Origin of the sequence: Terrabacter sp. NPDC000476 (assembly GCF_040300125.1) — a bacterium.
Lineage (GTDB): Bacteria > Actinomycetota > Actinomycetes > Actinomycetales > Dermatophilaceae > Terrabacter.
In genome coordinates this window covers 133,196-154,023 of sequence record NZ_JBEPDF010000002.1, presented here as the reverse complement: position 1 = coordinate 154,023, position 20,828 = coordinate 133,196, and the positions used below count along the sequence as shown (strand labels likewise).

General features: G+C 73.7%; 18 protein-coding genes, 2 tRNA genes and 1 riboswitch. Of the genes, 16 read left to right on the top strand and 4 right to left on the bottom strand.

From position 1 onward, the window contains the following. The first annotated feature begins 11 nt into the window (after positions 1–11). From ABT295_RS13150 to ABT295_RS13120, 7 genes are all read left to right on the top strand, one after another. Complete coding sequence (locus ABT295_RS13150; RefSeq protein WP_352394856.1) at positions 12–2,159, top strand: bifunctional copper resistance protein CopD/cytochrome c oxidase assembly protein; 2,148 nt, start codon at positions 12–14, stop codon at positions 2,157–2,159. A 327-nt stretch (positions 2,160–2,486) separates the two neighbouring features. Beyond that, positions 2,487–3,293, top strand: coding sequence for a nitrilase-related carbon-nitrogen hydrolase (locus ABT295_RS13145; RefSeq protein WP_352394855.1), 807 nt, complete (start codon positions 2,487–2,489; stop codon positions 3,291–3,293). Continuing rightward, the gene (locus tag ABT295_RS13140) at positions 3,290–5,233 is read left to right on the top strand and encodes an NHL domain-containing thioredoxin family protein (protein WP_352394854.1); all 1,944 of its coding nucleotides are present in this window, start codon (positions 3,290–3,292) and stop codon (positions 5,231–5,233) included. Before ABT295_RS13145 ends, ABT295_RS13140 begins: the two co-directional genes overlap by 4 nt. A 13-nt stretch (positions 5,234–5,246) precedes the next feature. After that, positions 5,247–6,134 carry a hypothetical protein gene (locus ABT295_RS13135; protein WP_352394853.1) on the top strand — a complete coding sequence of 296 codons (888 nt, stop codon included), beginning with the start codon at positions 5,247–5,249 and terminating at the stop codon, positions 6,132–6,134. A 141-nt stretch (positions 6,135–6,275) separates the two neighbouring features. Beyond that, positions 6,276–6,587, top strand: a complete 312-nt coding sequence (locus ABT295_RS13130) for a DUF6458 family protein (protein ID WP_352394852.1) — start codon at positions 6,276–6,278, stop codon at positions 6,585–6,587. Positions 6,588–6,707: 120 nt separating this feature from the next. Beyond that, positions 6,708–8,150 carry an acyltransferase family protein gene (locus tag ABT295_RS13125; protein WP_352394851.1) on the top strand — a complete coding sequence of 481 codons (1,443 nt, stop codon included), beginning with the start codon at positions 6,708–6,710 and terminating at the stop codon, positions 8,148–8,150. 82 nt (positions 8,151–8,232) lie between these two features. After that, a complete protein-coding gene (locus tag ABT295_RS13120) occupies positions 8,233–9,237 on the top strand; it encodes a GNAT family N-acetyltransferase (protein WP_352394850.1) in 1,005 nt (334 codons plus the stop codon). A 97-nt stretch (positions 9,238–9,334) separates the two neighbouring features. On the opposite strand, the gene ABT295_RS13115 is transcribed toward ABT295_RS13120, so the two are convergent. Both ABT295_RS13115 and ABT295_RS13110 read right to left on the bottom strand, forming a co-directional pair. Beyond that, positions 9,335–11,197, bottom strand: a complete 1,863-nt coding sequence (locus tag ABT295_RS13115; protein ID WP_352394849.1) for an acyl-CoA dehydrogenase — start codon at positions 11,195–11,197, stop codon at positions 9,335–9,337. A 237-nt stretch (positions 11,198–11,434) separates the two neighbouring features. After that, positions 11,435–11,508, bottom strand: a tRNA-Gly gene (locus tag ABT295_RS13110). Between the two features lie 287 nt (positions 11,509–11,795). Continuing rightward, positions 11,796–11,970: riboswitch (cyclic di-AMP (ydaO/yuaA leader) on the top strand. 4 nt (positions 11,971–11,974) lie between these two features. Here ABT295_RS13110 and ABT295_RS13105 point away from each other — a divergent pair. Next, complete coding sequence (locus ABT295_RS13105; RefSeq protein WP_352394848.1) at positions 11,975–12,544, top strand: C40 family peptidase; 570 nt, start codon at positions 11,975–11,977, stop codon at positions 12,542–12,544. 106 nt (positions 12,545–12,650) lie between these two features. On the opposite strand, the gene ABT295_RS13100 is transcribed toward ABT295_RS13105, so the two are convergent. Beyond that, a tRNA-Gly gene (locus tag ABT295_RS13100) sits at positions 12,651–12,721 on the bottom strand. 78 nt (positions 12,722–12,799) lie between these two features. Here ABT295_RS13100 and ABT295_RS13095 point away from each other — a divergent pair. After that, positions 12,800–13,261, top strand: coding sequence for a YfbO family protein (locus ABT295_RS13095; RefSeq protein ID WP_352394847.1), 462 nt, complete (start codon positions 12,800–12,802; stop codon positions 13,259–13,261). Further along, positions 13,261–14,100 carry an SMP-30/gluconolactonase/LRE family protein gene (locus ABT295_RS13090; RefSeq protein WP_352394846.1) on the top strand — a complete coding sequence of 280 codons (840 nt, stop codon included), beginning with the start codon at positions 13,261–13,263 and terminating at the stop codon, positions 14,098–14,100. Before ABT295_RS13095 ends, ABT295_RS13090 begins: the two co-directional genes overlap by 1 nt. An 80-nt stretch (positions 14,101–14,180) precedes the next feature. On the opposite strand, the gene ABT295_RS13085 is transcribed toward ABT295_RS13090, so the two are convergent. Further along, complete coding sequence (locus ABT295_RS13085) at positions 14,181–15,698, bottom strand: AAA family ATPase (protein WP_352394845.1); 1,518 nt, start codon at positions 15,696–15,698, stop codon at positions 14,181–14,183. Positions 15,699–15,780: 82 nt separating this feature from the next. Between ABT295_RS13085 and dcd the strand changes: the two genes are divergently transcribed. From dcd to ABT295_RS13055, 6 genes are read left to right on the top strand one after another with little or no spacing between them, the layout of a single operon-like run. Beyond that, positions 15,781–16,359: a dCTP deaminase gene (dcd, locus tag ABT295_RS13080; RefSeq protein ID WP_352394844.1), complete on the top strand. Its 579-nt coding sequence runs from the start codon at positions 15,781–15,783 to the stop codon at positions 16,357–16,359. A gap of 29 nt (positions 16,360–16,388) precedes the next feature. Then, positions 16,389–17,096, top strand: a complete 708-nt coding sequence (locus tag ABT295_RS13075) for a serine aminopeptidase domain-containing protein (RefSeq protein ID WP_352394843.1) — start codon at positions 16,389–16,391, stop codon at positions 17,094–17,096. A gap of 53 nt (positions 17,097–17,149) precedes the next feature. Then, positions 17,150–18,289, top strand: a complete 1,140-nt coding sequence (locus ABT295_RS13070) for an ABC transporter ATP-binding protein (protein ID WP_352394842.1) — start codon at positions 17,150–17,152, stop codon at positions 18,287–18,289. Continuing rightward, a complete protein-coding gene (locus ABT295_RS13065) occupies positions 18,286–18,927 on the top strand; it encodes an ABC transporter permease (protein ID WP_352394841.1) in 642 nt (213 codons plus the stop codon). Before ABT295_RS13070 ends, ABT295_RS13065 begins: the two co-directional genes overlap by 4 nt. Further along, complete coding sequence (locus ABT295_RS13060; protein WP_352394840.1) at positions 18,924–19,790, top strand: ABC transporter permease; 867 nt, start codon at positions 18,924–18,926, stop codon at positions 19,788–19,790. The genes ABT295_RS13065 and ABT295_RS13060 overlap by 4 nt, the downstream gene beginning before the upstream one ends. Then, entirely contained in the window at positions 19,787–20,725 is a 939-nt protein-coding gene (locus ABT295_RS13055; protein ID WP_352394839.1) for an ABC transporter substrate-binding protein, read from the top strand. Before ABT295_RS13060 ends, ABT295_RS13055 begins: the two co-directional genes overlap by 4 nt. Positions 20,726–20,828: the final 103 nt, after the last annotated feature.

The window sequence follows — 20,828 nt, the reverse complement described above, 5'->3', positions numbered from 1 at the left end:
ACCCTTGGGGCATGGCAACCCTCGAGCGAGACGGTCTCGTCGGCCCCCGCCGCAGCACGGGCGACCCGGGCGGGCGGGCGGTCACCACGGGGATCGCCGTGGGTGGTGCCGTGATCGTCGGGCTCTTGGCGTGCGTCGTCGCGGCCCGCTTCACGGGCGCGGCCGACCCGCTGACCGGCGGCCTCAGCGACGCCGGTCCCGTCGTGCGCTGGTCGCTCCCGCTCGTCCGGGTGGTCCACGACCTGGCGGCGTCGCTGACGATCGGCGCGCTGCTGCTGGCCGGCACCATGATCCCCGGGCGCACGCGCGAGGAGAGTGCGGCCCTCGACGAGCCCCGGCGGGCCGCGGCGTTCCGGCTGGCCACGACGTCGGCCTTCGTCTGGGCCGTGGCCGGGGCGGTCGGGGTCGTCTTCACCTTCGCCGACGCCGCCGGCATGCCGCTGGGCGACCCGGCGTTCGGCCCGAGCCTCGCGAACTCGGTCTGGGCCATCGAGCCGCTCCGGGTCGGGCTGATCAGCGCGGTCGCAGCCTTCGTCGTGGCGTCGGTGGCCGCGGTGTCGCGGGCCCGGTCCGTGGCCGTGGCCCTCACCGTGGTGTCGGCGTTCGGGGTGCTCGTGCTCGGTCTCGCCGGCCATGCGGGGGGTTCGTCCGACCACGAGACGGCGGTCAACGCCATCGCCGCGCACCTGCTCGGCGCGACGGTCTGGGTCGGCGGCCTCCTCGCCCTCGTCCTGCTCCACCGCCGCCTCGGCGGCGCGCTCGCCGTCGTGGCCCGCCGCTACTCGGCCGTCGCGCTCTGGTGCTTCGTCGCCCTCGGTCTCTCCGGCGTCATGTCGGCCTCGACGCGGCTGGGCAGCTGGTCGGACCTCGCGACCCCCTACGGCGTGCTCGTGCTCGTCAAGGTCGCGGCCTTCGTCGCGCTCGGCGCCGCCGGCGCCTGGCACCGTCGCACCACCCTCGACCGCATCGACGCCATCGACACCGTCGACACCGTCGACACCTCCTCCGCCGGTGCCACCACCGGCGCCCGCACCGGACGGTCGTCGCAGGACGGGGGCGCGGCGGACGGCCGCGGTCGGCTCTTCCTGCGCCTCGCGACCGCCGAGACCCTCCTCATGGGCCTCGCCGTCGGCGTCGCGACGGCCCTCGCCCGCAGCGAGCCGCCGGTGCCCGAGACCGTCGCCGACCCGAGCCCGGCGCTCGCGCTGACGGGCTTCCCGGCGCCGCCCCCGCCGACGGCGATGTCGTGGCTGACCGCCTGGCAGGTCGAGTGGCTCTTCCTCGCCACGTCCGTCGTCGCCATCGGCGTCTACGTCGCGGGCGTGGTGCGCCTGCGCCGCCGCGGCGACGCCTGGCCGGTGCTGCGCACCGTCGGCTGGGTGAGCGGCTGGCTGCTCTTCGCCTACGCGACGAACGGCGTCCTCGGCATCTACGGCCGGGTCGCCTTCTCGTGGCACATGACGCTGCACATGACCGAGGCCATGGTGGTGCCCATCCTGCTCGTGCTCGGCGCCCCCGTCACCCTCGCGCTGCGCACCGTCCGCCCCCGCCGGGACGGCACCCTCGGGCCGCGCGAGATGATCCTCGCGGCCGTGCACTCGCCGCTCTTCCGCGTGCTCGGCAACCCGATCTTCGCGGCGGCCTTCTTCTTCATGAGCCTCGTCGTCTTCTACTACTCGGGCCTGTTCGAGCTAGCCCTCTCCACGCACACCGGTCACCTGCTGATGACCGCCCACTTCGTGCTCACCGGCTACCTCTTCGCGTGGGTGCTCGTCGGCATCGACCCCGGCCCCAGGCGGTGGAGCCCGCCGCTGCGCCTCGTCGTGCTCTTCGCGACGGTCTCGTTCCACGCCTTCTTCGGCGTCGCGATGATCAGTGGCACGACGATCCTCGGCGGCGACTTCTTCCGGACGATCGAGATCCCGTGGGTCGGCGACGTGCTCGCCGACCAGCGCTACGGCGGCGGTGTGGCCTGGGCTATCGGCGAGCTGCCCAGCCTCGTGCTGGCGCTGACCGTCGCCCTCCAGTGGTTCCGCACCGACCGCGCGGAGTCGATCCGCTCCGACCGGCGCGCCGATCGGGACGGCGACGTCGAGCTGTCCGCCTACAACGCACGGCTCGCGGCCATGGCGCGCCGTGACGGGGGTCCCACCGCCTGACGGCCGAATGGTCGGGACTCGCTACTACTTCATGTAGTATTGGTCGGGAGGAGGGGTGACATGCCGCAGAGCCCGCCGAGAACCGGTGCCCCACCGGTGCCGGCGTGCCGGGCGCGTCGTGCCGTCCCGGAGCACGCGGCCCGCAGGACCGCGAGCACGTCCCCCTCGTCCCGAGCGATCCGCAGCCGCGCGGAGCCCGCGGCTCACCGCCACGGGTGCCGCTGCGCGCGGGTCGGCTGACCCGGGCGTGGCCCGTCGACCTTCCCCTGGGGTCGAGGGCCACGTCCGGTGTCGCGGCTCCGGCGGCCGGCATGTGAGAGTTGGTCCATGAAGGTGGCGCTCATCCAGCTGGCCTACGGCGACGACGAGACGGTCGCCGCCCGCACCGAGCGGGTCGTCGACCTCGTCCGGGCCCAGGCCGACCACGACCTCGTCGTCCTGCCCGAGCTGTGGGCGCCGGGCGGCTTCTCCTACCGCGAGTGGGCGGACCGCGCCGAGCCGCTCGACGGCCCCACGGCCGGTGCCCTCGCGGCAGCCGCGCGCGAGGCCGGGGTCACCCTCCACGGGGGCTCGATCGTCGAGCGCGGGGCGCCGTCGGACGACGACGGGCGCGGCCTGTGGAACACGAGCCTCGTCTTCGCCCCGACCGGCGACCTCGTCGCGACCTACCGCAAGATCCACCGCTTCGGCTTCGGCGAGGGCGAGCCGTCGCTCATGGATGCCGGCGACGAGACGGTCGTCGTCGACGTGCCCGTCGCCGGCGGCGGCGTCGTGCCGGTGGGGCTGTCCACCTGCTACGACCTGCGCTTCCCCGAGCTCTACCGCCGCCTGCTCGACCGGGGAGCCGAGGTCTTCGTCGTGCCGGCCGCGTGGCCGGCACGCCGTGTCGAGCACTGGACCCTGCTGGGCCGGGCGCGGGCCGTGGAGGACCAGTGCGTCGTGCTCCAGTGCAACACCTCGGGCACCCACGCCGGTCACGAGATGGGTGGCCACAGCCAGGTCGTCGACGCGAGCGGGAAGGTTCTGGCCGCAGCCGGCCTTGAGGAGGACGTGCTGAGCATCGAGATCGACACCACGGCCACGACGCGTTGGCGGGAGGCCTTCCCCGTCCTGTCCGACCGGAGGCTGTCATGACCGCCGCCACGACGCCGTCCTCCGGGGCGCCGGTGGCGGCCGACGCACCGCCGTCGTTGCGCTCGCGCGTGCGGGTGCGTGCACCGGAGCTCGTGGGCCGCGGGTGGCTCAACACCGGCGGCAGGTCGTACTCGATCAAGGACTTCCGAGGTCGGGTCACCGTCCTGGACTTCTGGACCTTCTGCTGCGTCAACTGCCTCCACGTGCTCGACGAGCTGCGGCCCGTCGAGGAGCAGTTCCCCGACGCGCTCACCGTCGTCGGCGTGCATTCCCCGAAGTTCGAGCACGAGGCCGACCCCGACGCGCTCGCGGCCGCCGTCGAGCGGTATGCCGTGCACCACCCCGTGCTCGACGACCCCGACCTCACGACGTGGCGGGCCTACGCCGCGCGGGCCTGGCCGACCCTCGTCGTGGTCGACCCCGAGGGCTTCGTCGTCGCGTCGATGTCGGGCGAGGGGCACGGCCCCGGCCTCGCCGCGCTCGTCGCGGAGCTCGTCGAGGAGCACCGCGCCAAGGGCACCCTCCAGCCGGGCGACGACCCGTACGTCGCGCCGCCCCCGCCCGACACGGCGCTGCGCTTTCCCGGCAAGGCCGTCGGCCTGCCCGACGGGTCGTTCGTCGTGTCCGACACGGCCAACCACGCCGTCGTGCACCTCGAGGCCGACCTCGAGACCGAGCGCGCGCGCTGGGGAGGCCCGGGGGTGCTGCACGAGCCGCAGGGCGTGCTGCTCGCCACCCCGGACGTGGCCGCCCGGCTCGGGGTGGACCTCGTCGTCGCCGACTCGGTCGACCACCAGCTCAAGGGGATCCGCTTCTGCGACGGAGCGGTCCGCGTGCTGGCCGGCACCGGCGCGCAGCTGCGCGAGCGCTCCGGCGGTGGGCCGGCGCTCGAGCAGGCCCTCTCCACCCCGTGGGACCTCGCCTGGCTCGGCGACCGCGTGCTCGTCGCGATGGCGGGCACCCACCAGCTGTGGGCCTGGACGCCCGGCGACACGCCGGAGGACGGCGTCGTCGAGGTCGTCGGTGGCACGACGAACGAGGGGCTGCGCGACGGGCCCGCCCCGGACGCCTGGTTCGCCCAGCCCTCCGGCCTCGCGACCTCGGCCGACGGGTCCCGGGTGTGGGTCGCCGACTCCGAGACCTCGGCCCTGCGCTCCGTGACGACGGGCGACGACGGCGAACTCGTCGTCGAGACCCACGTCGGCACCGGCCTGTTCGACTTCGGCCACCGCGACGGCGACGCCGCGCAGGCGCTCCTGCAGCATCCGCTGGGCGTCACCACGCTGCCCGACGGCTCGGTCGCCGTGAGCGACACGTACAACGGCGCCGTGCGCCGCTACGACCCGTCGACCGGGCAGGTGTCGACCCTGGCGCAGGGCCTCGCCGAGCCGAGCGACGCCGTCGTCGAGCCCGACCCCGAGACGGGGGAGACGCGCCTCGTCGTCGTCGAGTCCGCGGCCCACCGGCTGACGCGCGTCGCCCTGCCCGCCGACGCGCAGCGCGTCGACGGCCCCGCCCGGCGCACCCAGCGGCCGGCGACCCCGCTGGCCCCCGGGGCGGTCGAGCTGGAGGTCACCTTCGTGCCCCCGGCCGGCCAGAAGCTCGACGACCGCTGGGGCGACCCGACGATGCTCGACGTCTCGGCCAGCCCGGAGGGCCTGCTCGTCTCGGGTGGGGGCCGCGCGCGCGGGCTGCGCCGCACCGTGACCCTGGCTGACGGCATCCGGACGGGGACCCTGCACGTCTCGGTGCAGGCGGCCGCCTGCGACGGCGACCCCGACACGGGGGAGGTGCCGGAGCACGCCGCGTGCCACCTCTTCCAGCAGGACTGGGGCATCCCCGTCACGGTGGCGCCCGGTGCGCCTGCCACACTGGCTCTCGACCTGCGTGGGGTCGTGCCCGGCGCGCCGGGCCCGGCCACCAGCTCCGCGGAGGTGTGACGAGGAGGCAGCCATGGTGTCGCAGCGTCCCGGAGGTGCCGGCCGCTCCGTCGTGTCGAGCCTGTGCGGTGTCCTCGCCGTCGTGCTGCTGCCGGTCGCTCTCGTCGCCTTCTGGGCGTCGGTGCTGCTGACCCGCACCGACGTCTTCGTCGAGGAGCTGAAACCCGTCGTCAGCACGCCCCAGGTGCAGGAGGCGCTGACCGACGGCATCGTCGACGGCGTCCTCGGCGCCGTGCAGCTGCGACCCGCCGTCGAGCAGGCCCTCGAGGGACCGCTGCGCACGCAGGCCGCGACGGTCGTCGCGAGCCCGCAGGTGGCCGCGGCCTGGACGAGCGCGATCCGTGCCGTCCACACCCAGCTCCTCGCCGTCATGGAGGGCCGCGCCGACACACAGCTCGACGCCGACGGCCGGGTCGCCGTGCGGGTCGCGATCCCCGTCCCGGCGCTCACCTCGACGCTCGAGCGGTTCGGGGTCACCGACGCCGCCTCTCTCGCCCCGGTGGTGACGATCCCGCTCGTCAGGGCCGACGACCTCCGCACGGCCCAGCAGGTCTACCGGTTCGCCGACGCCGTGGGGCCGTGGGCGCCTGCCGCGGTGGCCGTCCTCGCGCTGCTCGCCGTCGCGCTCGCCCGGCGTCGGCGCGCGGTGGCCGCCGCCGTCGGTGCCGGCTGGGTCGTGCTCGCGCTCGGCCTCGCCCTCGGCGTCATGGTGGCGCGCGAGCCGCTCATGCGACGCGTGACCCCGCCCGTCGCGCGCACGATCGCCGACACCGCCTACGGCCTCGCGGCCCGCAACCTCTACGCCGAGATCGGCGTCGCGGTGGGTGCCGGCCTCGTCCTGCTGCTGCTCGCGGGCGTCAGCCGTGTGGTCGGGCGCCGTCGCGCCTCCCGGCCCGCCTGAGCGGTCGGACACCCAGGTCGAACACCCAGGTCGAACACCCAGATCGAACACCCGAGCGGCACCTCGGGAGCGGGCCCCGCCCCGGGCGGGTATGTCCTGCCCAGGCTCGCGACGTGGCGTGCCCCCAGTCAAGGAGTGGTCATGGGAATCGGACTCGGCATCTTCCTGCTCGTGGTCGGCGCCATCTTCTACTTCACGAACGTCGACAGCAGCGTGCTCGACCTCTCGCGCAGCACCGGCAACACGATCGGCCTCATCCTCATGCTGGGCGGCGCGCTCGCGATCGTGCTCGCGCTCGTCATGAACGCCCAGCGCACGCGCACGCAGCACACCACCGTGACCGAGCGCCGGGGCGCCCCGGACGTCGTGGAGCGCCGCGTCGAGCGTCACGTCGACGGGGACGGTGACGAGGTCGTCGAGCAGCGCGTCGAGCGGCGCGACGGCGCCCTCTGACGGCCCCGCGCCGCGCTGCCGGCCGACCCGAGCGCGGTGCGGCCGTAGGCGATCGGGTGGACGACGTCCTGAGCAGGCGAACTCACCTGCCCGGGCCGCCACCCGTGCTTCGATGGGTGGGTGAGCCAGACCCGCCCCCGGTCCCGCGCGTCCGACCCCGCACGTGCCGTGCCGGGTTCGGCGGAGGCGATCGCCGCCGCGACGCCCGAGGGGCGCGACCGCTGGGTCGACCTGCTCCGGGTCGGATCGCTCTTCGTCGTCGTCCTCGGGCACTGGCTCATGGTCGACATCACTCCCGACGGGCGCATCGCCAACGCCCTGGCCGAGGTCCCCGCGCTGCAGCCCCTCACCTGGCTGCTCCAGGTCATGCCGCTCTTCTTCCTCGTCGGTGGCGTGGCGCACGCGCACACCCTCGAGTCGCTCGAGCGCCGTCACCCCGTGGGCCGGGGCCGGTATGCCGCGTTCTTCCGGGCGCGCGCCCTGCGCCTGCTGCGCCCCACCCTCGCGTTCCTCGTCGTCTGGGCGGCGATCGGCGCCGCGGCCGACCTCACGGGACTGACCTCCCGGCCGGGCGACGCCGGCCGGATCGCCCGCGAGGCGCTCGTGCTCGTGCCGCAGCTGCTCTGGTTCGTCGGGATCTACCTCGGGGCGTGCGCCTTCGCCCCGCTGATGCGCGACCTGCACCGGCGCTGGGGTCTGGGCGTCGTCGCGGGGCTCGTCACGGCCGCCTGCCTCGTCGACCTGGTGCGGTTCGGGGGAGGCCCCGAGCTCGTCGGCAACCTCAACTTCGCCCTCGTGTGGCTCGCGCTGCACCAGCTCGGATTCGCCTGGCGCGACGACCTGCTCACGATCAGACGCGGATGGGGCATGGCGGTCGGCGGGTTCGCCGCCATGGGCCTGCTCGTCGGCCTCGGGCCCTACCCGGTCTCGATGGTCGGGCTGCCCGGTGAGGCCGTCTCGAACATGGCGCCGCCGACCGTCGCCCTGCTCGCCCAGGGTCTCGGCATCTGCGGCCTCGCCGTGCTGCTGCGCCCGCTCATGACGCGCGTGCTCGCGCGGCCGTCGGCCTGGCGCGCCGTGGTGGTGGCCGGACCGTTCGCCATGACGGCGTTCCTCTGGCACCTGACCGCGCTCCTGACGGTGCTGCTCGTGACGCGGGCCGTCGGGGTGTCGCAGCCGGCGACGGGCACCCTCGCGTGGTGGCTGACGCGGCCGCTGCTCTTCGCCGTGCTCGCGACCGTGACGGCCGTGCTCGTCGCGGTGTTCGTGCGGTTCGACCGCAGCCCGCGCCCGGCCGGCCCGTCGCGCCCGGCCGGCCCGTCGCGCGCGGCGCGCCCGCGGACCCCGGCGCGACCGTGGGCCGACCCGCTGGCTGCCGTGGCGGCCGCCGTGCTCTTCTTCGGCATCCTCGTCGTCTCGATCGTCGGGGTCGACGTGCTCGGCAACCGGCCCGTCTTCTTCCTCGTCGCCGACGTCACCCCGCTCGTCGGCTTCGCCGTGCTCGGGCTCGGCCTGGTCCTGCTGCGGGCGACCCGACCTCAGGGAGACGCCCAGGCCCGGTGACCTCGGGTGCTGACGTCGGCTGGTGCGCTCCGGCGCCGAAACTCGTTGGTGCTCCGCGGATCCGGCCCCCTACCGTCGAGGCATGGAGACGATCCTCGTCGACGTCCACGACGACGCCGTGTGCGCCCGCGCCCACGAGGTGCTCTGCGCCAGCAAGGGCCACGAGCGACCGTGGAACGAGCCGCCCTCACTGGCCGAGACGGTCGTCGAGTGGCGGCACGTCGACGCGGCCGAGCCGATGGAGATGTGGGCCGCGGTCGACGAGGGGCAGGCCGTCGGCATCGCGACGCTGTGGCTGCCGATGGAGGACAACACGACGATGGCCTGGGTCGACGTCGCGGTCGACCCGGCCCACCGGGGTCGCGGGGCCGGCTCGGCCCTCGTCGAGCGCCTCATGGCGCGGGTCCGCGAGGAGGACCGCTCGACGGTGATCGTCGACTTCCTCGTGCCGCCCGACTCCGACGGCCACCCCTCGCGGCGGTTCGCCGAGGCGCACGGCTTCTCGCTCAACAACACCGAGATCATGCGCCACCTCGAGCTGCCGGTGCCGGACGACGTGCTCGACCGGCACGCCGAGCGGGCCCGCGAGAGGTGCGAGGCGGCATACGTGCTCGAGACCCACGTGGGCGGCGTGCCGACCGCGCTGCGGCCCTCGCTGTGCGCCCTCATGAACCAGCTGGCGGTCGACGCGCCCACGGGCGACATCGACTTCGAGGAGGAGTCGCTGACGCCGGCGCGCTACGAGGAGCACCTCGAGGTGTTCCGGGCGCAGGGGCGGGTGCGGCTGACGACCGTGGCCGTGCACCGGACGAGCGGGGAGGTCGTCGCCTACACGGATCTCGTGCTGCCGTCGGGCGCGCCCGGAACGGCTTGGCAGTGGGGCACGCTCGTGCACCGCGACCACCGGGGCCACCGCCTCGGCATGGCCGTCAAGCTCGAGAATTTGCGGCGCCTGCAGCGCGACCACCCGGGGCGCCGGCGCGTCGTGACCGGCAACGACGACACGAACGCGTGGATGGTCTCGATCAACGAGGAGCTCGGCTTCCGCGTCGTCGAGCTCAGCCCCTCCTACCAGCGCACCCTCTGACGACCCGCCGGCCCGGCAACACACCGAGAAAGACGCAACCCACCGGCAACGGATGCCGGTGGGTTGCGTCTTTCTCGGTGTGTTGCCCGGGACCGGGTCAGAAGGCCGACTCGGGCACGTCCATGAGGTCGTTGTCTGTGGCCTCGGCGATGGCGCGCTCGGCGGCGAGCTTGGGCAGCACGTTCTTGGCGTAGAACGAGGCGGCCGCCACCTTGCCGCGGTAGAAGTCGGCATCCTTGCCGGAGGCGCCGCCGTCGAGCGCCGCCTGGGCGACCTCCGCCTGGCGCAGCAGGAGCCAGCCGACGACGAGGTCACCGGCGGCGAGCAGCAGGCGCGTGGTGTTCTGGCCGACCTTGTAGAGGTTGGCCGCGTCGCCGCCCATGCGGGGGTCGCTCTTGACGAGGTCGCCGATCATGTGGCCGACGATGCCCTGCACGTCCTCGACCGCCCGGCCGAGCAGCTCGCGCTCGGTGTCGAGCGAGCCGCCGAGGTTCTTGGCGAACTCCTGCATCTGCCCGGCCACGTGCTGCAGGGCCTGGCCCTTGTCGCGCACGATCTTGCGGAAGAAGAAGTCGAGCCCCTGGATGGCGGTCGTGCCCTCGTAGAGCGTGTCGATCTTCGCGTCGCGGACGTACTGCTCGATCGGGTAGTCCTGCAGGAAGCCGGAGCCGCCGAACGTCTGCAGCGACTCGGTGCCGAGCAGCACCCACGCGCGCTCGGACCCGAGCCCCTTGACGAGCGGGAGCATGAGGTCGCTGAGGCGGTTGGCGAGCTCGGCGTCCGAGCCGCGCTCGAGCGCGACCGTGGGGTTGCCGGCCTGGGCCTGGTTGACGGTGTCCTGCTGGCTCGCGGTGTAGAGCACGAGCGCGCGCAGGCCCTCGGCATACGCCTTCTGGAGCATGAGCGAGCGGCGGACGTCGGGGTGGTGGGTGATCGTCACGCGCGGGGCCGACTTGTCGGTCATCTGCGTGAGGTCGGCGCCCTGGACGCGCTCCTTGGCGTACTCGAGCGCGTTGAGGTAGCCGGTCGAGAGGGTCGCGATCGCCTTGGTGCCGACGAACATCCGCGCGTTCTCGATGACCTTGAACATCTGCGCGATGCCGTCGTGGACGTCGCCGAGGAGGGTGCCGACGGCGGGCTCGTGCTCGCCGAAGGTCACCTCGCACGTCGTGCTGACCTTGAGCCCCATCTTGTGCTCGACGTTCGTCACGTGGGCGCCGTTGCGCTCGCCGAGATCACCGGTCTCGAGGTCGACGTGGAACTTCGGCACGATGAAGAGGCTGAGGCCCTTCGTGCCGGGGCCGGCGCCCTCGGGGCGGGCGAGCACGAAGTGCACGACGTTGTCGACGAGGTCGCTCTCGGCCGAGGTGATGAAGCGCTTGACGCCCGTGATGTGCCACGTGCCGTCGGGCTGCTGCACGGCCTTGGTGCGCCCGGCGCCGACGTCGCTGCCGGCGTCCGGCTCGGTCAGCACCATCGTGGTGTGCCAGGCCTTGTCGACGATGTGCTTGGCCAGCTTCTTCTGGTCGTCGGTGCCGAGGTGGAAGAGCAGGTTGGCGAAGGAGTAGCTCGCCGTGAACATGTGCACGGCCGGGTTGGCGCCACAGACCATCTCGGCGACCGACCAGCGCAGCGAGGCCGGCACGACCATGCCGCCGAGCTCGGCCGGCACGTCGAGGTTGCCCCAGTCGCCGTCGACGTAGGCGCGGAACGAGCGGTGGAACGACGGCGGCATCGTCACCGTCTGCGTGGCCGCGTCGTAGACCGGCGGGTTGCGGTCGCTGTCGAGCAGGCTGTCGGCCAGCTCGTGCTCGGCGAGGCGCGAGACCTCGGCGAGGATGTCCTTGGCGGCGTCGACGTCGACGTCGGCGTAGATCCCCCGGCCCAGCACCTCCTGCCGGCCCAGCACCTCGAAGAGGTTGAACTCGAGGTCGCGCACGTTGCTCTTGTAGTGGCCCATGGGGACCCTCCGCGTTCTGTGTCTCGTCGTGCGTCCGCGCGTTCCGGCCGCGGGCGCGTCACGTTACTGGCCGGTCACTTCCATGATGCTACTGGCCGGTAACGAAGGCAAGGCGATGAGGTCACGAATGCGCGTCGAGCCCGGTGACGCCGCGCGGGCGGGAGTGGGGGCGCCCCGGGGACGGCAGAAGGGCCCGGTCGTGGTGACCGGGCCCTTCTGCATCTGGAGTACTGCATCTGGAGCAGGCGGCACGAATTGCACGTACGTCTTCCCCCTGGAAGAGGGCTGTTCTGCTACTGAACTACGCCTGCGAGGCGTCGCCTACCGTAGCAACACCGGGGCATCCAGGTCCAAAACCGACGCGCCCAGGTGCCTGACACGGCCGTCGCGCAGGCGCCGCGGGGCGGAGCCCGGTCCACCGCTCTACCCCGTCGGGGTCCGGGAGACGGCCCGAAACCGTGGCACTGTCTGTCGACGGGGGTCGGTCCACTACCCCATTCGTTGGGCAACTGTTGCCAAGATCTGTCATTTCGCGACCTTCCCGTGACCAATCTGTCACCGTCTGTGGGATGGTCATCGCCCCGGGCACCCCCGGGTGGCCCACCGGACGCCGAATCCTGTCCACCGGTGGGGCAGCCCCTGCAACACGTACGGACAGGAGTGGGGGACCCACTTCCGGGCCGGTTCGCCGGTCCTCGGGGTGAAGCCGCATCTGCGGCCGGGCATCTTCCGCCCGAACCCGACAGCTCACCTCACAGGCGTGGGAAGGACTTCACCATGCCCATTTCTGCCCTCGCTCGTCGGATCCCCTGGCAGTCCCTGACGGTCACGCCCCTGCTCGCAGCGGCCCTGGTGCTCGGGACGGGTGGCGCGCCGACGTCGTCGGTCGCGGACCGGGGAGCGCCGCAGGCGGCCGCCCAGGCCGCCGAGGCCTCGGGTCCGGTCACCATCGACGCCGCACCGGTGGCCTACGTGAGCCCGGCCGTGCGTGCCGCCCGAGGACGCACCGCGGTCAAGGTCGCCGCCGCCCAGCAAGGCGACCCCTACCGCTACGGTGCCGCCGGCCCGACCGCGTTCGACTGCTCCGGCCTCATCTACTACACCTACCGCACCCGCCTCGGCGTCGGCGTCCCCCGCACCGCCAACGCCCAGCGCCTCGCGGCCGTGCGCATCGGCAAGTCGAACCTGCAGCAGGGCGACCTCATCTTCTTCATGTCGGGCGGCCGGGCCTACCACGTCGGCATCTACGCCGGCAGCGGCAAGGTGTGGCACTCGCCGAAGCCGGGTCAGCGCGTGCAGCTCTCGAAGATCTGGACGACGAGCTGGGTCGCGGGCCGGATGGCCTGACGGTCGGCGCCGCGGCGGGGCTCCCGGGCCGTGCCGCGGCGCTGTCCCGACGGTCGTGCAGGGGCGTCGCCGGCGTGACGCGGCGGTCTCGCCCGAGGTGAGTCGGAGCGAGCGACGGGAATCGAACCCGCGTATCCAGCTTGGGAAGCTGGCGCTCTACCATTGAGCTACGCTCGCACGGGCCGCCGGAGGATGCCCGCAAGGGACCTGCACGGTGGCACGCGGCGTCAGTGTAGCCGACGCCCGGCCGATGCAATGACCGCGACCCCAGGGGCCGACACCTTCATGGACCACGCCAAGCAGACCGCCTTCGTCGAGCACGTCCGGGGACGCGGTGGCGCGAGCGCCCAGGTCGCCGTCACGCTCGAGCAGTTCTTCGACGGGAACGACTGCGAGTGGTGCATCGCGCCGAACCGACCCGAGGACGTGCCCCTCGAGGTGGTGCGCCGGGTGCTCTTCGACCTCCGCTCGCACCCGGAGGTGCACGACGTGCGCATCGAGCTCGACGTCCTGGAGTTCGACACCTTCCCCGACGACGAGTGGCCGTATGCCAGTGGCGCGGCCGTCGTTACGACGCTGCTTCCCGAGGAGGTCGACAGCCTGACGATCGAGGCCGACACCGAGAGCAGCGGGGGACCGGCAGCGGGGGCCGACTGGCTCGTCGACGCCCCGGGCGTGCCGACGGGGCACCACTACGTCGGGGTGTGGTGGGACTGATGCGGGCGGAGCAGCTGACCGACGCGCTCTGCTACCACGGCGAGGGACCGGTCTGGGCGGATGCGTGGGGCGGGCTCCGGTGGGTCGACATGCTCGCCGGCGACGTGCTGACGTTGCGGGCCGACGGCTCGGTGGACCGCCTGCACGTGGGCGACGTCGCGGCGTTCGTGCGACCGCGCACCGCCGGGGGCTGGGTCGTGGCCACCGAGCGCGGGCTCGCCCGCGCGGACGAGGCGGACGCGCTGCCGACGCCGTGGTTCGACCTCTGGGACGACCCGTCGGTGCGGATGAACGAGGGCGGTGTCGACGGCGAGGGCCGCCTGTGGGCCGGCACGATGGGGTACGACCGCGTGCCCGGCAGCGCGCGGCTCTTCCGGGTGGACGCCGACGGTGGCGTCACCACGGTGCTGCCGGGCGTGACGATCTCGAACGGCATCGACTTCTCGCCCGACGGACGACTCGCCTACTACGACGACACCCCGACCGGGCGCACCGACGTCTTCGACGTCGTCGACGGCGAGCTGGTCGACCGGCGGCCGTTCGTCACGCACGACGTGGGCCACCCCGACGGGTTGACCGTCGACGCCGCCGGCAACGTGTGGGTCGCGCTCAACGGGGCCGGGCGGGTGCGCTGCCACGCCCCCGACGGCGAGGTCGTCGACGAGGTCGAGCTGCCGGTGCGGCTCGTGACCGCGTGCACGCTCGGTGGCCCCGACGGCCGCGACCTGTTCGTCACGACCTCGCGGGAGGACCTCGACGACCCGGAGCCGGCGGCCGGCGCCCTCTTCCGCGCCCGCGTCGCCGTGCCCGGGGTGCCGGTGCGCGCCTTCGCCGGCTGAGGCGGGCGACGCGCAGGCGAGTCCGGCGAGTCCGGCGAGTCCGGCGAGAGGGTGCGGGTGGTCCGGCGCCGACGGCGCCCTCAGCCGGGGTGGATCGATCCCGAGGACGGCGCGTAGGCGAACCAGCCGGGCACACGGGACGCCCGCCCGGGACGCCCGAACGGCGCCCCGTCGTCCGGGCCCCCGCCGTCGACGTCGTCCCCGTCGGCCCGCACGCCGAGCAGGCTCCGGGTCAGGCGCTGCGCGTCGGAGAGCAGGCCGTCGAGCGCCAGGCCGAGGTGGTCGTCAGCCGGTGGCTCGTCGGCGAGCGCTGCCGCCAGCACGGCCCGGCGCACCAGCTCCTTGGCGAAGGACGCCGTCGTGCCCTCGGCGCGGGCGGCGGCCGCGGACATCGCCTCGTCGCCGAAGAGGTGGCCACCGTAGAGGCGGAGCAGCTCGAGCCGGCCGTCGGCATCCGGGAGCGGCACCTCCGCGGCGAGGTCGACCCGGCCGGGGCGCTGGGACAGGGCCACCTCGAGGTCCTCGACGCGGTTGGTCGTGAGCACGAAGGCAACGTCGGCGTCCGAGTCGAGGCCGTCGAGGGCGTCGAGCACCTCGAAGAGGAGCGGCGAGCTGCCCATCCCGATCGACCGGTCCTCCGCGACGAGGTCGCAGTCCTCGAGCACGACGATCGCCGGCTGGTGCGCTCGGGCCACCTTGGCGGCGGCGTGGATGTGCATGAGCGCGCCCCCGCTCAGCAGCACGGCGGTCGTGCCGGGCGTCGCCGACAGCAGGTGGCGCACCGTGTGCGTCTTGCCCGTCCCCGGGGGGCCGTAGAGCAGCACGCCGCGCTTGAGGTGCTGCCCGTGGGCGAGCAGGCGCTCGCGCTGCTCACCCATCCCGATGACGTGGTGCACGACGCGCTCGAGCACCCCCGCGGGCAGGACGACCGACTCCGCGGCGACCCGGGGCCGCTCGAGGAAGGTGAGCCCGGCCATGCCCCGGCCGTAGGGGTCGGCGCCGAACGTCAGCACCTGGCCGCGCAGCACGCTGCGGGCGTCCATGAGCTCCTGGACCCGGCTGATCAGCGCGTCGGCGACTTCGCGGTCGACGGCCAGCACCTCGACCGCGCCGGTCTCCCGACCGAACTGCGGGTTCGCGCCCTGCTGGCGCACCGCGACGGGGACGCCGTCGAGGCGGAAGAGGCGCAGACCCGAGGTGACGACCTGCCGCCGGTCGTCGGGGCCCGGGCCGGTCGGCATCCGGTCGTAGTCGACCTGGCCCACGAGCGAGCCGAAACCGTGCCGCTCGTGGACGAGGTCGCCGAGCGTCATGTGGTGCCGGGCGTCGCCGGCGATCCCGATGACCTCGGCACCGGGGTCGACCGCGCTCACCTCCGCGAGGGCGATGTCGGCGTCGACGAGCCGGTGCAGCGGGACGGGGAACCCGACGACGGCGAGCCGGTGCGGCTCGGTGCCGAGGTGGCGGGTCAGGGCGTCGACGAGCAGGGGACCGCCGTCGTGCGCGGGCATCTCGTCGATGAGCCGCCGCACGAGCGTGCGGAAGTCGGTGAGGAGGCCGCTTGCGCCGCCCGTGCTGCCGTCCGTCGTCGGATCCATGGAGCGACCATAGGGCGGCGCGGCGACATCCGGCGGGCAAGCGGCCGGGGCTCTTCGCCGACGCTCGTTATAGCCTCGTCCCGTGCTGCTCTCCGACAAGGACATCCGGGCCGAGATCGCCGCCGAGCGGGTCGTGCTGGAGCCGTGGGACCCCGCCATGGTCCAGCCGTCGAGCGTCGACGTCCGCCTCGACAAGTTCTTCCGGCTCTTCGACAACCACAAGTACCCCTACATCGACCCGGCCGCCGAGCAGCCCGACCTCACGCGGCTCGTCGAGGTGGGTCCGGAGGAGGACGGCTTCGTGCTCCACCCGGGTGAGTTCGTCCTCGGCTCGACGCTCGAGGCGGTCACCCTCCCCGACGACCTCGCCGCCCGCGTCGAGGGCAAGAGCTCGCTCGGTCGGCTCGGGCTGCTCACCCACGCGACGGCCGGCTTCGTCGACCCCGGCTTCTCGGGGCACGTGACCCTCGAGCTGTCCAACGTCGCGACGCTGCCGATCATGCTCTACCCGGGCATGAAGATCGGCCAGCTCTGCTTCTTCCGCCTCAGCTCTCCGGCCGAGAACCCTTACGGCTCAGCGGCATACGGCTCGCACTACCAGGGGCAGCGGGGACCGACGGCCAGTCGGTCGTTCGCGAACTTCCACCGCACCCCGGTGTGAGCGCGCTGCACACGGCACCGGAGACCGACGTGGACCGGACGCCGGTCGCCTCCCTGGTGTGGGACGCCGAGCCGGCCGCGGCCGCCGCGGTCGTCCTCGTCATGCACGGGGGCGCCGTCGAGGGCCACGAGCCGAACCGGCCGTGGTCGCACAACGTCGCCCGGCTCGTCCCCTTCGCCCGCGCGCTCAAGCGGGTGCCGGGGCCGCTGGCGGTCGCCCGGCTGCGCTTCCGCGTGCGGGGGTGGAACGGCGACGCGATGCCCGTCGAGGACGCCCGGTGGGCGCTGGGACAGGTGCGGGCGGCATACCCCGGCGTGCCCATCGCCCTCGTGGGGCACTCGATGGGCGGGCGCGTGGCGATGCACGTCGGCGACGAGGCCGACGTGCGTCTCGTCGTCGGGCTCGCGCCGTGGGTCGAGCCCGGGGACCCGCGGCCCGGCGCCGGCCGGCGCACCGTGCTCGTCCACGGCGACCGGGACGTCATCTGCTCGCTCGCGCGCACCCGCGAGGCGGTCGAGGCCATGCAGCGCGAGGGCCTCGACGCCTCCCTCGTGCGTGTCGCCCGCGCCGACCACGCGATGCTCGTGCGTGCCCGGCTCTGGACGGCGCTCGTGACCGAGGTGGTGGCGGCGACCTTCGCGCGCGAGCTCGGCGGCTCGGGCGAACCCCGTTCGGGACCCGTCGGCGCCGTGGTCGCACAGGTCGTGCACGGCGGGGGCGCCACGATCGACATCTGACCGTGAGGTCGGGGGCGTCTGCGGTGTGGGCCCGGGCGGGTACGTTGATGGACATGATCCGCTTCGAGGGCGTGACCAAGCGCTACGGCGACCCGTCCGACTCCGACCCGGGGCGGGGATCGGTCGCTGTGGACGACCTCACGCTCGAGGCGCCGACCGGGCGCATCACGGTGCTCGTCGGCCCGTCCGGCTGCGGCAAGACGACGACGTTGCGCATGGTCAACCGGATGATCACCCCGACCGCGGGCACCATCTCCATCGACGGTCGCGACACCGCCTCCTTCGACGTGGCCGAGCTGCGCCGCGGCATCGGCTACGTCATCCAGCACGCCGGTCTCTTCCCGCACCGCACGGTGCTCGACAACGTCACCACGGTGCCCCGCCTGCTCGGCACCGACCGCCGCACCGCGCGCTCACGTGCCATGGAGCTCATCGAACGGGTGGGCCTCGACCCCGCCCTCGCGCGGCGCTACCCCGCCCAGCTCTCCGGAGGCCAGCAGCAGCGCGTGGGCGTCGCCCGCGCGCTGGCGGCCGACCCGCCCGTCATGCTCATGGACGAGCCGTTCTCGGCCGTCGACCCCGTGGTGCGCGAGCAGCTGCAGAACGAGTTCCTGCGGCTGCAGTCCGAGCTCGGCAAGACGATCCTTTTCGTCACCCACGACATCGACGAGGCGGTCAAGCTCGGCGACCAGGTGGCCGTGCTCCGCGTCGGCGGCGTGCTGGCCCAGCTCGACTCGCCGGCCAAGCTGCTCGCCGACCCGGTCGACGACTTCGTCGCCGGCTTCGTCGGTCGCGACCGCGGCTACCGGGCGCTGTCGTTCGCCGCGGCCCCCGAGCTGACCCTCACCGACGAGCCGACGGTGCGCCTCGGCGCGACGGCCGCCGAGGTGCAGGCGGTCGGCGGCGTCTGGGTGCTCTGCGTCGGCGACGCCGAGGAGCCCCTCGGGTGGGTGCGCGCGGCCGCCGTCGAGCGCGAGGTGACCCGTGAGCTGCTCCACCGGGGCGGCACCGTCGCGGCCACGAACGGGTCGCTGCGCGAGCTGCTCGACGCGTCGCTGTCCTCGCCGAGCGGCCGCGGCGTCGTCGCGGACGCCGACGGCCGGCTCGTCGGCACGATCCGGGCCGCCGACGTCGTGCCCGTCATCGAGGCCCGCCGCGACCGGGCCCCGGCCGAGGGGGCGACCGCGCGGTGACCTGGGCCCTCGACCACCTCGGCGACATCCTCATGCGCGCCGGGCAGCACGCCTGGCTCGCGGGGCTGCCGCTCGTGCTCGGGCTCGTCCTGGCCGTGCCGCTCGGGTGGCTCGCGAGCCGCCAGCCGCGACTGCGCACCGTGCTCCTGACGACGACGGGGCTGCTCTACACGATCCCCTCGCTCGCCCTCTTCATCCTGCTTCCACCGCTGCTCGGCACGAGCATCCTCGACTCGGTCAACGTCATCGTCGCCATGACGGTCTACACCGTGGCGCTGCTGACCCGCACGGTCGCCGACGGCCTCTCCTCGGTCGACGGCTCGACCCGCCAGGCCGCCATCGCCATGGGCTACGGGCCGGTGGCCCGCTTCCGCAGCGTCGACCTCCCGCTCGCGGTGCCGGTCATCGCTGCCGGCCTGCGCGTGGCGGCGGTGAGCAACGTCAGCATCGTCAGCGTCGCCTCGCTCATCGGGGTCTCGCAGCTCGGCTACTTCCTCACCGACGGCTACGCCCGCACCTTCCCGACCGAGGTCTGGGTGGGCATCATCGCCTGCCTGGTGCTCGCCCTCCTCTTCGACCTGCTCATCCAGCTCGCCTCGCGGCTGCTGACGCCCTGGACCCGGGCGGTGGCCGCATGACGTTCGACAGGATCTGGGGCTGGTTCACCGACCCCGCCAACTGGCAGGGCGCCGACGGCGTGCCCAACCGCGTGCTCGAGCACCTGCTCTACACGGGGATCACCCTCGTGATCGCCCTCGTCATCGCGGTGCCGCTCGGCGCGTGGGTCGGGCACAGCGGCCGCATGCGGTGGCTCGTCACCGGTGCCAACGCGGCACGCGCCGTGCCGTCGCTCGGGCTGCTCTTCGCCGTCTCGATGATCGTCGGCCCGCTCATCACCAGCGACCTCGCCTTCGTCATCCCCAGCATCGCCGTGCTCGTGCTCCTCGCCGTGCCGCCGCTCCTCTCGGGCACGTATGCCGGCATCGAGAGCGTCGACCCGGCCGCCCGCGACGCGGCCCGGGGGATGGGCATGACGGGGTGGCAGGTGCTGACCCGGGTCGAGGCGCCGTGCGCGCTCCCGCTCTTCCTCAGCGGCCTGCGCAGCGCCGCGCTCCAGGTCATCGCGACGGCGACCATCGCCGCCTCGGTGAGCCTGGGTGGGCTCGGCCGCTACCTCATCGACGGACTCGCCTCCCGCGACTACCTCCAGATGCTCTGCGGCTCGATCCTCGTCGCCGTCCTCGCCCTCGTGGCCGACGGCGCCCTGGCCCTGCTCGAGACGCGCGCCGTCTCCCCGGGAATCTCCGGGCGAGGCGCGCGCGTTGCCCGAGCACGCCACCACACGCCCCCCGGTTCGGACACCCGGTCCGACCCCGACCCCGACGGCGAGCACCACGACGACCCCGACCCGCGGCGTGCCGCGCTGGTCGGCTCCGGTGGCGCCGTCCCCGACGAGGCGCCCGCCTCGGCGGGCACCCCATCCGAAAGGGACCGAACATGACACGCACCCGCTTCCTGGCCGCGGGCCTGCTCCTCGCCGCCGCCGTCCCCCTCGCGGCGTGCGGGGGTGGCAGCGACCCGCTCGCCCCCGCCACCGGCGCCGGCGGCGGCTCGACCGGCGGGTCGACGGGCGGCTCCGCCGCGGGCTCGGTCAAGATCGGCTCGGCCGACTTCCCCGAGTCGGCCCTGCTCGGTGAGATCTACGCCCAGGCCCTCGAGGCAAAGGGCTCGACGGTCGCGCGCCAGTTCAACATCGGCAGCCGCGAGACCTACCTCAAGGCGATCAGCGGCGGCGAGGTCGACGTGCTGCCCGAGTACACCGGCTCCCTGCTGACGTACTACGACAAGGCCTCCACCGTCACGCAGCCCGACGAGGTCTACGCGGCACTCCAGAAGGCCGTGCCCCAGGGCCTGACGGTGCTCGACAAGTCGGTGGCCGAGGACAAGGACTCCATCGCCGTCACCAAGGAGACCGCGTCGCAGTGGTCGCTCAAGGCGATCCCCGACCTCGCCGCGCACCAGAGCGAGCTCACCCTCGGGGCGCCCCCGGAGTTCAAGACGCGACAGCGCGGCCTCGTCGGCCTCAAGTCGGTCTACAACGTCGTGCCCTCGCAGTTCCGCCCGCTGCAGAGCCAGGCGACGGTCGAGGCCCTCAAGAACGGCCAGATCAAGGCCGCGAACATCTTCACGACCGACCCGTCGATCGCGGCCAACGGCTTCGTCGTCCTCGACGACCCGCAGAGCCTCTTCGGCTCCGACAACGTCGTGCCGCTCGTCCGGTCCGACAAGGCCGACGCGCTCAAGGCGACCCTCAACGCGGTGTCGGCCAAGCTCGACACGACGTCCCTGGCCGACATGGTCAAGCAGGTCGTCGTCGACAAGAAGGACGCCAGCGAGGTCGCCAAGACCTGGCTCGCGAGCAGCGGCCTGGCCTGAGCCGCCGACCGCCCGCCTGCAGCGGAGCCCCCGTCCCGATGGGCGGGGGCTCCGTCGCGTCCGGGAATGCCGGCGTCCCGAGAACGGTTCTCATCAGTGTCGC